Here is a 12,856-nt window from a genome sequence, read left to right on the forward strand (position 1 = left end):
AAAGAAGCCCGAAAATTTTTCGGGTTTTTTTTATCTTTAACGCAACCTTTTTAACAATTGTGCATCTAATAATAAATGAATGTTTTATGAATACTATTAAAAAATTAGCATTGTTTTTATTTTTGTATATGTCATTCACTTCTTGTCTACCAGAAGATGATGGGCCTACATATCATTTAGAATTATTAAAAATTGAATCAGTTGTAATTCCTGATACATTAATATTAGGGGAAACACATTCTCTAAAAATAAGTTATAAAAGGCCAACCAGTTGCCATAGCTTTAATGATTTTTATTATGAAAAATACTTAAATCAAAGAACTATAGCTGTACAAAGTATTGTTGCTGAACAAAGTAACTGTGTGCCATTAACCGATCAAATCGTAGAAGTGAATCTTGATTTTAAAGCAACTAACAATGGAAGTTATATTTTTAAATTTTGGCAAGGAAAAGATGCTAATGGAGAAGATATTTTTTTAGAAATAGAAGTGCCTGTTCAGGACTAAATAACCTTATATCTTGATAATTGAAGAACTCATAGATGGTTGCAAAAAAGAAAATACTAAGTCACAAGAGCAAATTTATAAGCTATTAGCTCCTAAAATATTTGCTGTTTGTCTTAAGTATTCGAGAAACTATGAAGAGGCGCAAGATAATTTGCAAGATGGATTTTTGTTAATCTTTGAAAAAATAAATCAATTTAATCACAAAGGTTCATTTGAAGGCTGGGCTAAAAGAGTTGTTGTCAATATGATTCTACAGCAGTACCGTAAGGAGAATATTTTTGATATTGTTTCTGAAAACTTTCCTGATGAAGTGGAAGTGGAAGTGGAAGAGGAAAATATATCACTTGATTTTTTAACAAGAATCATTCAAGAGTTACCAGACAGATATCGATTAGTGTTTAATTTATATGTGCTTGATGGTTATTCACACAAAGAGATTGCAGATCTGCTCTCTATTAACGTTGGAACATCAAAATCTAATTTAGCAAGAGCCAAAGCAATTTTAAAAGATAAAATAGAATTGAATAATAATTTATCAATTCCTAAATTCAAATGAAAGAACAAAAAAATATAGATCGTTTATTTCAAGAAAAGTTTAAAGACTTTGAAATGGCTCCTCCAGAAATGGCTTGGAAAAATATTGAAGCACGATTAAAAGAGAAGAAAAAGAAAAGAAGAGTTATTCCTTTTTGGTTTAAAACAACTGGTATTGCTGCTTCTTTATTGTTAGGGTTCTATGCATTTTTGTATTATAATGATGATGACAGAATTGAATCAAATGAGAAAACAGTTGAAACAAGTAAGTCTGTAAATGAAAAAAAAATAAATGAAAAAAATACTAATCCAATAATCAACGAAAATTCGTTGATTATTTCAGATCAAAGTATTGTTAATGAGGATAATAATTTTGACAAACAGTCAAATGATAACCTTACTTCAAAAAATAATTCAAAAGCATTAGAATCTAATGAATACAATAAATCATTAAACAGTAACAACAAAAATAATTTAGTAAAAAACACAAAAACGTATCAAAATAAATCTATAAAAAATAAAATTGAACCCAATAAATTATTTGATATTGAAAAAGAGGAAATTTTTGTAACAAACAAAGAAACTCAAAATGAAAAATCAATTTTACCTTTTCAAAATTTAAATGAAAAAGAAGATAAAAGGTTAATTCAAGAAAAAAAGAATTCAAATCGTTCTGTTGCCATTTTAGAAAAATCAAATGTTAACATTACGCAAGACAGTTCTATTGTTGCTAATATTTCAGAAGAAGTTAGCGCTTTAGAGCAATTGCTTAAAGAAAAAGAGGTGGGAAAAAATGCTGAGGAAAAAGAAAAAAGAGATAGATGGGGAGTTAGCACTAATGCAGCTCCCGTTTATTTCAATTCTGCAACAAATGGTTCTCCTATAAACACTCAATTTTCTGAAAACAGTAAATCTTATGCTTCAACTATGAGTTATGGTGTTGGAATAAATTATAATATTTCCGAAAAACTAAGCTTAAGAACTGGAATAAATTCACTTTCCTTAGAGTATAATACTAATGATGTCTCATATTCTACTACATTAAGAAACTCAGCAAGTGATGGATCAATGCTTAGTCGAAATAGTAACGGTCAGAATGTAGTTTTCTTTAATAATAGTGTCGAAAACAAGGCAACTTTATCTAGTGATGTTGAAAATTTTGTTCAAAATAATATAGGGCAATTGAATCAAACAACAAGCTATTATGAAATACCTGTTGAATTAAGTTATAAATTAATTGACAAAAGATTTGGTCTAGAACTTATAGGAGGAATGAGTTCTTTATTCTTAAATCAAAATTCAATTTCCTTATTATCTGAAGGAATGGAAATGGAAATTGGAGAAGCAAATAATCTAAATAAAGTTCATTTTAGTAGTAATTTAGGAGTAGGTTTTAAATATACGCTTTTGAAATCTTTTGAAGTAAATTTCAACCCAATGTTTAAATATCAGCTCAATACATACACTGATAATTCAGGAAATTTCAAACCATATTTCATAGGTTTATATTCTGGATTATCTTATAAGTTTTAATTTTTTTGGTTAAAAAAATTCTGTTTAGTTAAGTTGTTTCATCCTTTTTTTATAAAAGGTGAAGCTGAAAAAGCACTCTAGCCACGAGTGCTTTTTTATTTTTTATTACTTCAAGTCTTTTAAAATTATTTCTCGAACTTGATTTTTAATCTCTACTTTTTCTGCTAATTTTAATCCTTTAGTTTCAATAAATGAATGTACTTTAACCCTCATTCTACCCGTTGTTCCACTTAAAAAAGTAAAAGAAAAACGTTTTTTATTATCTAAAAACGTCATCGGCACAATAGGAATTTGATGTTCAATTGCCAATCTAAAAGCTCCATCTTTAAATTCGTCTAACAGTATAGATTCATCATCTGGAACACCACCTTCAGGAAAAATACAAACGCTTAATCCTTGATTGATTTTGTGCTGTGCTCTTTCAAAAACCTTAAATCGACTTTTGCTATTGCTTCTGTCTACTAAAATACAAGTTCGTTTATAGAAAAATCCAAAAATCGGAATTTTAGCTAATTCTGCTTTACCAACAAAAACAAAAGGATTGTCTTTTACAACAGCCAACATTAACATAATATCAGTCATAGAAGTATGATTGGCCACTAACATATAACTTTTGCCTTTTTCGAATTCTTGTTCACGTTCAATTTTATAATAGAAACCCATTCCAAACAAAATGAATTTAGCCCAAAAACGTGCAATCCAAAAAAACTGTGGATATGTTTTTTCACTGAGTATAGTTAAAACTAAAATAGGTAGCAGAACCATAATTGGAATAAACATCAAAATGTAAAACCAAATACGCCACAAAACCCAAAACACTATTTTAAAAATCTTCATTATAAAATTTTCTTTTTGAACTAATTTTTCTCAAATGTACTGAAAATAAAAAATCTTAAACCATACATTTAAAATCTTAATACAAAACCTTACTTTTGTGCAAAAGAACAATGAAATGGCAAAAATATTAACTGGTGTACAAAGTACAGGAACACCTCATCTAGGAAATTTATTAGGTGCAATTATTCCTGCAATCGAAATGACTAATAATAGTGATGATCAATCTTTTTTATTCATTGCAGATTTACATTCTATTACGCAAATAAAAAACGGAGAAACCCTTCGTCAAAACACATATAGTACTGCTTCAGCTTGGTTAGCTTGTGGTTTAGATGTGAATAAGGTAACTTTTTACCGTCAATCTGATGTGCCTCAAACAACTGAATTATCTTGGTATTTAAGTTGTTTTTTTCCTTTTCAACGTTTGACATTAGCGCATTCATTCAAAGATAAAGCAGATAGATTAGATGATGTTAATGCTGGATTATTTACGTATCCAATGCTAATGGCTGCTGATATTTTATTGTATGATGCTAATATTGTTCCTGTTGGAAAAGATCAATTGCAACATTTAGAAATTACTCGCGATGTAGCTTCTCGTTTCAATCATCAAATGGGAGAAACTTTTGTGTTACCAGAAGCAAAAATCGATGAAAATACGATGATTGTTCCAGGAACCAATGGTGGAAAAATGAGTAAATCGGCAAACAATTACATCAATATTTTTTTAGATGATAAAGCCTTACGCAAACAAATCATGAGCATTGAAACCGATAGCACACCACTTGAAGAACCCAAAAATCCTGATACTTGTAATGCTTTTACATTATACAAATTATTAGCTTCACCAGAACAAACAGAAGCAATGAGAGCTAATTATTTAGGTGGAAATTACGGCTACGGACACGCAAAACAAGCTCTATTTGAATTAATAGTCGAAAAATTTGCAACTGTTAGAGAAAAATACAACTACTACATCAACAACACGGAAGAAGTTGATAAATTATTGTTAGATGGTGCTGCAAAAGCAAGTGTTGTGGCTAATGGAGTTTTAAAAAGAGTTAGAGAGAAATTGGGATATTAAAAATTAAAAAAAAGGATTTCAGTTGATGAAAGCCTTTTTTTTAATTTCTAAGCCGAATTCCTACTAGCATTAATATTCCCAAATAACGAACGCGTTACGATTTTCTCATAAACTGCAATTTGTTTTTCATCTGGATTTGAGCTTTCTTTTAACTCTTTTATTTTCAATAAGGCATATTGCTGAATCGTTAAAAGTGGTAAAACAATTTTTTCACGAAGTTCTACTGAAGCTTTTCCGTCAGGATAATTTTCCATTAGCTCTTCGTAGCCTGAAAGTTTTAATAACAAACGTTTTGTTTCTAGAAATTCAGTGTAGATCAATTGCCAAAATGCACCAAATTCTTTGTCATTTTTCATATAAGCCGTTAAAGGAAAAAACGATTTACTCAAAGCCATCATACTATTTTCAATCAATGTTTTGAAGAATAAAGAGTTATTGTATAAATCCGAAACTTTTTGCCATTCGTTATTGTCTTCATAAGTTTTTAAAGCTGTTCCAACACCATAAAAACCAGGAACATTTTGTTTCAATTGACTCCAAGAACCTACAAAAGGAATCGCTCTCAAATCAGCAAAATTCAATTTATCAGATTGATTTCTTTTTGATGGACGACTTCCAATATTTGTTTTGGCATAGTAATTCAATGTACTCATTCGCTCTAAATAAGGCACGAACATCTCATGATTTTTAAAATCTATATATTTTTGATAACTGATTTCCGAAAGGTTTTGCAGAATTGCTTTTTCATCAGAACTTAATTCATTTTCATTCTTTGTAAACACTTGATTGCTTGCTCCCGCACTCAATAAATTTTCTAAATTATAACGACAAGAATCCAACGTTCCAAAATTAGAACTAATCGTTTGTCCTTGAACGGTTAATTGAATTTGTTGGTTTTCGATAGTTGGTCCAAGTGAAGCATAAAACTTATTGGTTTTTCCACCACCACGAGCAGGTGGTCCACCACGACCATCAAAAAATACAACTTTTACATCGTATTTTCTAGAAATAGCAGTTAGTGCTTCTTTGGCTTTATAAATTCCCCAATTGGCCATTAAATAGCCACCATCTTTTGTTCCGTCAGAAAAACCAAGCATTATGGTTTGTTCGTTTCCTCTTGCTTTTAAATGATTAGCATACGTTGGATTGGTATATAATTGTTCCATGACCTTATCTGCTTTTTCCAAATCTTCAACCGATTCGAAAAGCGGCACAATATCAACGGTTGGGTTTTGCCATCCACATAAATGAAACATACTTAACGTTTCAAAAACATGCAAAGCACTTTCATTATTACTAATTATATAACGATTACTAGCTTTTTCTCCATTATTTTCCTGAATGGTTTTCATGGCTTTTATAGAACCAATCGTATATTTTGCAATTTCATCTTCGAAATCATCTGTTTCTAAATCAGAAGAAACATTGGATAAAAAGTGTAGTTTTTGTTCTTCTGTTAGTGTTTGATAATTTTCTGGAAAAATAGTTTTCTTGTTGGAAACAATCGCATCAAAAACTCGTGCATGAATTCTACTATTTTGACGAATATCTAAAGTCGCAAAGTGAAATCCAAATAGGTTTACTTTATTCAACAACAAATCAATTTCGTCAATATATAGCGATTGATGTTTATATAAAACCAACATTTTGACTTGTAATAATTTGTCTTTTAATTCCTCTAAAGTGATGAAAATTTCACCTTGAGAATAAAAAACAGAACGATATAATTTATTTTCAATATCAGCAATTATGGTGTCAACACCCATGAATGTTAACTTTCTTTTTAATTTTCTGATGTCAATATAATAATTCTTTAGAATTGAAGTTCTTAATCTTTCTGCAACTTTTAAAGTGATTTCAGTGGTTACAAACGGATTTCCATCTCTATCACCACCAGGCCAAAACCCTAAATTTAGAATGTCATTTTTAGGCAATTCGCCTTTTAAGATATTTTTTTGAATGTATTGCATCATCGCACCAGCGGTTTCATAAAACACATTTTCCAAATACCAAATAAGACTAACAGCTTCATCAAAAGGTGTAGGTTTTTCTTGTTTTATAAAAGGAGTTTTTCCTAATTGAGCTAACAATTCTTTGATAGAATGTAAATCATTCTGCCTAATTGCTTCTGTTAAATCAGTAATAATTCCTAAAACTGAACCAGGATAAAACTGGGTTGGATGAGCCGTTAAAACCGTTCTGATTTTAAAATTTTCTAAAAAAGTTTTTAGTTCTTCTTGCTTGTTTTTTTGTTCTGCATTTTCCTTCATGTCTCGCAAAGAACCTTTTCCTTCCAAATTATTGACTTTAGCAAAACCTGCATCTTCAATGGCATCAAAAAGCACTACTTGGCGTTCGATATATTGAATGAATCTAAACATTAAAGATTCTTTTTCTTGTTGCGTTGGATTGTCTAAATATTTGGCAACAAAAGCATCAAAAATCTCTTCTGGACTTTGATTATTTTTAAACCCTTTATCACAAACTTCTGAAAATAAAGGCAATAAAACACCTGTATTGTTTATTTCATCAAAAGGTAATGTAATGAAAACACTGTTATAAATGTTATATTTTGAGGCAACGTTTTGGTTAAAACGTTCAATTTTTGGTAAGGTGTACATAGTAATAGAATCTTTTGCACTAAGGTACTATATTATTAATAAATTTTTATTAAATCGCTTCAAACAATTTTCCAGGCAATGGTCTTACAACTCCTTTTAATTCCATATTTAATAAAATAGATGAAATTCTAAATATTGGAAAATCACATTCTAAAGCTATAATATCCATTTGTTCTTTTCCTTTACTTAATAAATAATCATACACTTTTTGCTCTTCGGGTTCGAGAGAGACAAAGAGTTGTTTTTGAATGGTTTTGGTTTCTTTTTTATCGTTTTCTAATTCCCAATTTAAGATATAAACAATATCAGCTGCACTTGAAAGTAGATTGGCTCTTTGAGTTTTTATCAAATTATTACAACCTTGACTTAGTTTATCTGACGTTCTTCCTGGAACAGCAAAAACATCTCTATTGTAATCATTGGCCAACATAGCTGTAATTAATGAACCTCCTTTTTCAGCACTTTCAATTACAATTGTTGCTTCACTCATTCCGGCAACAATTCTGTTTCGCTTTACAAAATTTTCTTTTTCTGGGTTTGAAGTGCTCCAAAATTCTGTTAAGAATCCACCATTTTCTTCCATTTTGGCTACATACTTTTTATGAACTTTTGGATAAATTTGGTTTAAACCGTGAGCTAAAACACCAACCGTTTGCAATCCTAAATCCATAGCTGTTTGATGAGCCACAATATCAACACCATAAGCAAAACCACTCACGATAATTGGATTTAAAGGTGCTAAATCTTCTAGTAGTTTCTTGCAAAATTCTGTTCCATAACTTGTAATTTGTCTTGTTCCAACAATACTAATGATTTTTCGATTTTGTAAATCAATATTACCCGATTGAAATAGAACTAAAGGGCTATCAAAACAATGTTTCAAGCGTTCTGGATATAATTTATCTTGAAAATATAAAGTTTGTATGTTTTCTTGTTCGATAAATTTTAATTCAGCTGTAGCTTTATCAAAGATAGTTTTGTCTTTGAGGTTTTTGATGATTGAAGTTCCAACACCATCAATTTTTTGAAGGCTTGTTTTCTTTTCTTTAAAAATGTTTTCGGCAGAACCACATTGATTGATGAGTTTCTTTGCCATGACATCTCCAACTCCTTCTACTTGTAGTAAGGATAAGGCGTAAAATAATTCTGTTTGGCTCATATAAATAAATTGGCTTCAAAAATAAATATTTTTTTGAAGTTATAACACATTGTTAATAAACATTTTGTAAAATATTTTAGCAAATGTTAATAAATATAGCTTGATTAATTTTGCTTTAATGGGTTAAAATTTTTTCTTTGCTCTTATGAATATTAACAGTCACATATCTTCTTTGTTGTATCGTTACCAATGCGTTACAGTTCCTGGTTTTGGTGCTTTTTTGACCGAAATTCAGTCTGCACAGCTTAATGGTAGTGCTGTTACATTCAATCCACCTACAAAAGTAGTTTCTTTCAATGCTAATATTAAGAATAATGATGGTTTATTAGCCAATCATATCGCGTTAGCTGAGAAAATTTCTTATGAAGAAGCTGTTTCTAATTTGGCAAAAGAAGTTGCTCTTTGGATGCAAAAATTACAAAACAGAGAAACTTTGGCAATCGAAAACATTGGAAATATTAAACTTTCTAGTGAAATGACTTGGTTTTTTGAGCCAATCAACACTACCAATTATCTAACAAGTTCTTTTGGATTATCTAATTTCATTTCTCCTACTGTAAAAAGAGAAGAATTGAAAAAAGTGGTGGAAGAATTAGAAGAAGTTACCCCAATAATTTTTACACCTGAAAAGAAGAAAAATTATTCGTACTTAAAATATGCTGCTGCAGCTGTTTTGTTTTTTGGTTTAGCAGGAACAATTGGTTATAAATATCATTATGACAATCAAATTGAACAACAAACTTTAATGGTTGAAAAATCAGTACAAGACAAAGTTCATGACAAAATACAAGAAGCTACTTTTTTTATTGATACTCCTATTCCTGCTGTAAATGTTGCGTTAGAAGAAGATACTAAAAACTATCCTTATCACATTGTTGCTGGTGTTTTTAGTAGTGAACAAAATGCTAAAAATGCTTATGCTGATTTAATACAACAAGGTTTTAAAGCAGAATTGGGTCCAAAAAGCAACAATGGAATGAATCCAGTATATTTCCAAAGTTTTTCTGATTACAATGAAGCTAAATTATTTCTAGATGATTTGAGAAAAACTTCTAATAACCAAGCGTGGTTATTAATTGATTAGGTTTTTTCTTAACAACTTTTTAAGTTCAAAATAGCTAATTTCCTTTATCTTTGCCAAAAAAAAGAATGGAACCAAGAAAAGCTTCGCAATCCTTAACTATACTTACAGACCTTGTTTTACCAAGTGAAACAAATCCTTTAAACAATTTATTTGGTGGTGAATTATTAGCTCGTATGGACAGAGCTGCTAGTATTGCTGCAAGACGTCATTGCAGAAGAATTACGGTTACTGCAAGTGTTAATCATGTGGCTTTTAATAAATCTATCGCTTTAGGAAGTGTTGTGACTGTTGAAGCTAAAATTTCGAGATCATTTAATTCTTCTATGGAAATTTTTCTTGATGTTTGGGTAGAAGATAGAGAAAGTGGTAATCGTTCAAAAGCTAATGAAGCTATTTATACTTTTGTAGCTGTTGACGATTCTGGAAGACCTGTTCAAGTTCCTGCTGTTATTCCAGAAACTGATTTAGAAATTGAGCGTTTTGAAGGTGCTTTGAGAAGAAAACAATTGAGTTTAGTCTTAGCTGGAAAAATGAAACCTAATGATGCTACTGAATTGAAGGCTTTGTTTACTTCGTAGTTATTTAGTTTTCATATATTTGATTGTAGTTTTCAATAGTTCTCCTCATCAATTCTATAAATTCTGGAATATGTTTGATTATATTATGATTTATAGTATAAACATTTTGTGGACTTTCATCATTTATTGTTGAAGGATATCTTGTTGATTGTTCATGCGGTGATGTCATCAATGATAGATTTATCCAAACATAACATATATAAGCAAATTTACTTTCTCGTATAGTTTCTCTTTTATGTGTAATAACTTTGTTTTTAGCAATTTCATTACTTTTATTTATCAAATCTTCTGATAAAGTTTTAATGCTTTTATTTCCTTTAAAATATTCTATAAAGTGTTTATTCGTTTTTACGATATCATCTTTGAAATTACTGAATAATTCTTCATCATCAAAAATTGGTTCTTTATCAAGGCTGTATGCTCCTTCAATAAAACTTTCAATTTGGTCAGTAGGAATTTCTTTAATTTTAAGAAGCTCAACATTAGTTATTTTATAATGAAGACCTTTTAAATTTTCTAAATTTTCTTTTCTTTTACTTTTCCCTCTTTGGTGAGGTGGAATCATATCAGAAATAAATAAAGGAGTGTTTGCTAATTCAGACAATTCCTCTATTTGTTTTTGATAAAGCTGAGAGAAAACCTTATGAGGTAAATGATTAATTTTTCTTGCAATATCTTCTGATTTTATTATTCCTGTTTTTATTCCAAAAGATTTTACAAACTTCTCAACTGACTGTTGTAATTGAAATAAAGCTAAATTATAATGATTTGAATTATATAATATTTCCGCAGAATTCAAATCTTGAATTGCAGTTTCAAATAATCTATTTGAAATACTCATAATGAATTAATTGGGGTTATCACTTTATTACAAACTCAACCAACTAGAAGGATTCAAAGTTGTTGTGTTTTGAGTTACGATAAACTTCATGGTTGTTTTTCCATCAGAATTGGTGTGAATTTTACCTAACTTTTGTTTTATAGAAACTTTATCACCAACAGCAACACTCAACGATTCAATGTTCATATACAAAGTAATATAATCACCATGTCTGATGTAAACCGCGTAATTATTGGCATAAATTGATTGTACTTGAATAACTTCTCCAGCAAAAACGGCTCTTGCATTTGCACCTGGTTGTGTTGTGATTTCAACACCACTATTATGTGTCGTTAGGTTTTTATGAATTGGATGTGGTTGATCACCATAAGGCAAAGAAATATAACCTTTTTCAACAGGTAACGGAAGTTTTCCTTTGTTTGCTTTAAAGTTGTCAGAATCTACTTTTCCTTCAGCTGTTAAAATGAATTTAGAACTATTTGTACTTGCAACTGGTGCTGTTTTTGTTGTTGTTGTAGTAGATGTATTATTCTTTTTAGCTTCAGCTTTTGCTTTTTCAGCGGCTTTTTTATTAGCAGCAGCAATAGCATCAGCAATTGTCTTTTTAATTTGTCTATCTACTTCTCTTTTTTCTTTTTCTTTTTTGTCAATTTCAGCTGAATATTTCTTTTTGTCTTTTTGAATAATCTTTACCAGTTTTTCTTTTTCTTGCTTTTGATTTTCTAACTCTTCTTTTTCTTTAGCCGTTTGAGCAATTACTTTTTCTCTTTGCTCTTTTTTTGCTTGAAGTGTTACAATAGCTTGATTAAGTTTTTGTTGCTTAACCTTAATTTCTTCTGCTTGCGATTTTCTAAAACCTGCATATTGCTTCATGTATTGAATTCGCTTGTAAGCTTGATAGAAATTTTGGGAAGACAAAACAAACATAACTCTACTACTTTGTGAACGACTTTTATAGGCTTTCACAATCATACTGGCATAATCCTCTTTTAAAATTTCTAATTCTTTAGTTAAACTTTTTATTAGCTTTTGGTTTTTAGCTATGTCATTTGCAATATACTTAACTTGGGTTTCATTTGTAGAAATTAGTTTTTCACTCAAACGAATTCTTGCATCTTTTTCTTTGATTTCGGTTAAAACTGATTTTTCTTTTTTCTTTTCAATATTCAACAAGCCATTGTATTGCAAAATAGCATTAATGATTTTTTCTTTTCTTGCCTCTAATTCTTGTTGCTTAGAAGTTTGAGCCCAACTGAATGTGCTGCATAAAAGGAATGCTATAATAACTATTTTTGACTTCATCTATTATTGTTGTTTAATCTCAACTTGTTCGTAATCATCTGGAATTGAAAAAGGGAAAGTCAAATCTGGATTGATGTCCACTTTTTTGTATTCAATATCTATAGAAACTTCGTTTTTTTGACTGGCTTTGATACTCATTTCTTTTGGGAAAACACTATCATCTACAAGTGTATGTGAAACGTAATTAATTTCTAAATTCTTATTGTCTGAAAGTTGTTTTATTATTTCTTGTTTCAATAAAAATCTTCCTGCTTCAAACGTGTATTGTTTTTGAATATTATTCTGTTTTTTCTCAGAAAGCTGGTACATATTGTTTACAATTTCTGACACATATTCTTCTTTGGAAATTTCCGTTAATGCTTTTCCTAATAATAGATTTTGAGCTTTTTGAAAATCTAATTCTGTTCCTAACCAATTGCTTAATAAAATATAATCTCCTTCAAAATAAGTTCCGTTTACTTTTTCGTAATAACTTACCTTTTCTGGTGTAATCAAAGCTTTGGCAACAGGAAATCCTAAAAATTTAATGTTAATCCAAATGATTTCATCTTTTTTTATACGAATATCAGCACTAATAGATTGTTTGTTTTTTACATCTTCGTATTTTAAATCTGTTCTAATACTTAAGGTAGAAAAATCTTTAAAATTATCGTTGTGTCCTTTTACAATTTCTTCCACCTTTACACCTTTTGATGCTTTAGCGTTTGAAGCCAATTGTGATGTTTTACACGAAACTAAAATCACAGAAAGAAATACAAATAGAAAGCCTTTTTTCAT

The 12,856-nt window shown here is 29.6% G+C and carries 12 protein-coding genes; 6 read left to right on the top strand and 6 right to left on the bottom strand.

What is annotated here, in order from left to right:
- Nucleotides 1-86: 86 nt before the first annotated feature.
- Genes AABJ49_RS03170 through AABJ49_RS03180 form a run of 3 tightly spaced genes read left to right on the top strand, consistent with a single transcriptional unit; the run spans nucleotide 87 to nucleotide 2,573 of the window.
- Nucleotides 87-506 (top strand): hypothetical protein, encoded by a 420-nt coding sequence (locus AABJ49_RS03170; RefSeq protein WP_338376064.1) that lies wholly within the window; start codon nucleotides 87-89, stop codon nucleotides 504-506.
- 13 nt (nucleotides 507-519) lie between these two features.
- Complete coding sequence (locus AABJ49_RS03175) at nucleotides 520-1,062, top strand: sigma-70 family RNA polymerase sigma factor (RefSeq protein WP_338376065.1); 543 nt, start codon at nucleotides 520-522, stop codon at nucleotides 1,060-1,062.
- On the top strand, nucleotides 1,059-2,573 hold the full coding sequence (locus tag AABJ49_RS03180) for a hypothetical protein (RefSeq protein WP_338376066.1): 1,515 nt from the start codon (nucleotides 1,059-1,061) through the stop codon (nucleotides 2,571-2,573). Before AABJ49_RS03175 ends, AABJ49_RS03180 begins: the two co-directional genes overlap by 4 nt.
- A 105-nt stretch (nucleotides 2,574-2,678) precedes the next feature.
- Here AABJ49_RS03180 and AABJ49_RS03185 read toward each other — a convergent pair whose 3' ends face one another.
- Nucleotides 2,679-3,410: a lysophospholipid acyltransferase family protein gene (locus tag AABJ49_RS03185; RefSeq protein ID WP_338376067.1), complete on the bottom strand. Its 732-nt coding sequence runs from the start codon at nucleotides 3,408-3,410 to the stop codon at nucleotides 2,679-2,681.
- A 115-nt stretch (nucleotides 3,411-3,525) separates the two neighbouring features.
- Between AABJ49_RS03185 and trpS the strand changes: the two genes are divergently transcribed.
- Entirely contained in the window at nucleotides 3,526-4,494 is a 969-nt protein-coding gene (gene trpS / locus AABJ49_RS03190) for a tryptophan--tRNA ligase (RefSeq protein WP_338376068.1), read from the top strand.
- 47 nt (nucleotides 4,495-4,541) lie between these two features.
- Here the strand turns inward: trpS and AABJ49_RS03195 are convergent, their stop codons facing one another.
- Both AABJ49_RS03195 and dprA read right to left on the bottom strand, forming a co-directional pair.
- On the bottom strand, nucleotides 4,542-7,115 hold the full coding sequence (locus AABJ49_RS03195) for a phosphoenolpyruvate carboxylase (protein WP_338376069.1): 2,574 nt from the start codon (nucleotides 7,113-7,115) through the stop codon (nucleotides 4,542-4,544).
- A 49-nt stretch (nucleotides 7,116-7,164) separates the two neighbouring features.
- Nucleotides 7,165-8,274 carry a DNA-processing protein DprA gene (dprA, locus tag AABJ49_RS03200; RefSeq protein ID WP_338376070.1) on the bottom strand — a complete coding sequence of 370 codons (1,110 nt, stop codon included), beginning with the start codon at nucleotides 8,272-8,274 and terminating at the stop codon, nucleotides 7,165-7,167.
- Between the two features lie 145 nt (nucleotides 8,275-8,419).
- On the opposite strand from dprA, the gene AABJ49_RS03205 reads away from it, so the two are divergent.
- Both AABJ49_RS03205 and AABJ49_RS03210 read left to right on the top strand, forming a co-directional pair.
- Nucleotides 8,420-9,358: an SPOR domain-containing protein gene (locus tag AABJ49_RS03205; protein ID WP_338376071.1), complete on the top strand. Its 939-nt coding sequence runs from the start codon at nucleotides 8,420-8,422 to the stop codon at nucleotides 9,356-9,358.
- A gap of 65 nt (nucleotides 9,359-9,423) precedes the next feature.
- A complete protein-coding gene (locus AABJ49_RS03210; RefSeq protein ID WP_338376072.1) occupies nucleotides 9,424-9,936 on the top strand; it encodes an acyl-CoA thioesterase in 513 nt (170 codons plus the stop codon).
- A 4-nt stretch (nucleotides 9,937-9,940) separates the two neighbouring features.
- On the opposite strand, the gene AABJ49_RS03215 is transcribed toward AABJ49_RS03210, so the two are convergent.
- From AABJ49_RS03215 to AABJ49_RS03225, 3 genes are read right to left on the bottom strand one after another with little or no spacing between them, the layout of a single operon-like run.
- Nucleotides 9,941-10,777: a HEPN domain-containing protein gene (locus tag AABJ49_RS03215; RefSeq protein ID WP_338376073.1), complete on the bottom strand. Its 837-nt coding sequence runs from the start codon at nucleotides 10,775-10,777 to the stop codon at nucleotides 9,941-9,943.
- A gap of 27 nt (nucleotides 10,778-10,804) precedes the next feature.
- The gene (locus tag AABJ49_RS03220) at nucleotides 10,805-12,079 is read right to left on the bottom strand and encodes a peptidoglycan DD-metalloendopeptidase family protein (RefSeq protein ID WP_338376074.1); all 1,275 of its coding nucleotides are present in this window, start codon (nucleotides 12,077-12,079) and stop codon (nucleotides 10,805-10,807) included.
- A gap of 3 nt (nucleotides 12,080-12,082) precedes the next feature.
- The gene (locus tag AABJ49_RS03225; protein WP_338376075.1) at nucleotides 12,083-12,856 is read right to left on the bottom strand and encodes a DUF4292 domain-containing protein; all 774 of its coding nucleotides are present in this window, start codon (nucleotides 12,854-12,856) and stop codon (nucleotides 12,083-12,085) included.

It is taken from the genome of uncultured Flavobacterium sp., assembly GCF_963922255.1.
GTDB lineage: Bacteria > Bacteroidota > Bacteroidia > Flavobacteriales > Flavobacteriaceae > Flavobacterium.

Bases quoted from the DNA above. Each gene is read 5' to 3' on its own strand.
- AABJ49_RS03210 (WP_338376072.1), top strand. From the start codon at position 9,424: ATGGAACCAAGAAAAGCTTCGCAATCCTTAACTATACTTACAGACCTT.
- AABJ49_RS03225 (WP_338376075.1), bottom strand. From the start codon at position 12,856: ATGAAAAAAGGCTTTCTATTTGTATTTCTTTCTGTGATTTTAGTTTCG.
- AABJ49_RS03195 (WP_338376069.1), bottom strand. From the start codon at position 7,115: ATGTACACCTTACCAAAAATTGAACGTTTTAACCAAAACGTTGCCTCA.
- trpS (WP_338376068.1), top strand. From the start codon at position 3,526: ATGGCAAAAATATTAACTGGTGTACAAAGTACAGGAACACCTCATCTA.
- AABJ49_RS03205 (WP_338376071.1), top strand. From the start codon at position 8,420: ATGAATATTAACAGTCACATATCTTCTTTGTTGTATCGTTACCAATGC.
- AABJ49_RS03220 (WP_338376074.1), bottom strand. From the start codon at position 12,079: ATGAAGTCAAAAATAGTTATTATAGCATTCCTTTTATGCAGCACATTC.
- dprA (WP_338376070.1), bottom strand. From the start codon at position 8,274: ATGAGCCAAACAGAATTATTTTACGCCTTATCCTTACTACAAGTAGAA.
- AABJ49_RS03185 (WP_338376067.1), bottom strand. From the start codon at position 3,410: ATGAAGATTTTTAAAATAGTGTTTTGGGTTTTGTGGCGTATTTGGTTT.
- AABJ49_RS03170 (WP_338376064.1), top strand. From the start codon at position 87: ATGAATACTATTAAAAAATTAGCATTGTTTTTATTTTTGTATATGTCA.
- AABJ49_RS03215 (WP_338376073.1), bottom strand. From the start codon at position 10,777: ATGAGTATTTCAAATAGATTATTTGAAACTGCAATTCAAGATTTGAAT.
- AABJ49_RS03180 (WP_338376066.1), top strand. From the start codon at position 1,059: ATGAAAGAACAAAAAAATATAGATCGTTTATTTCAAGAAAAGTTTAAA.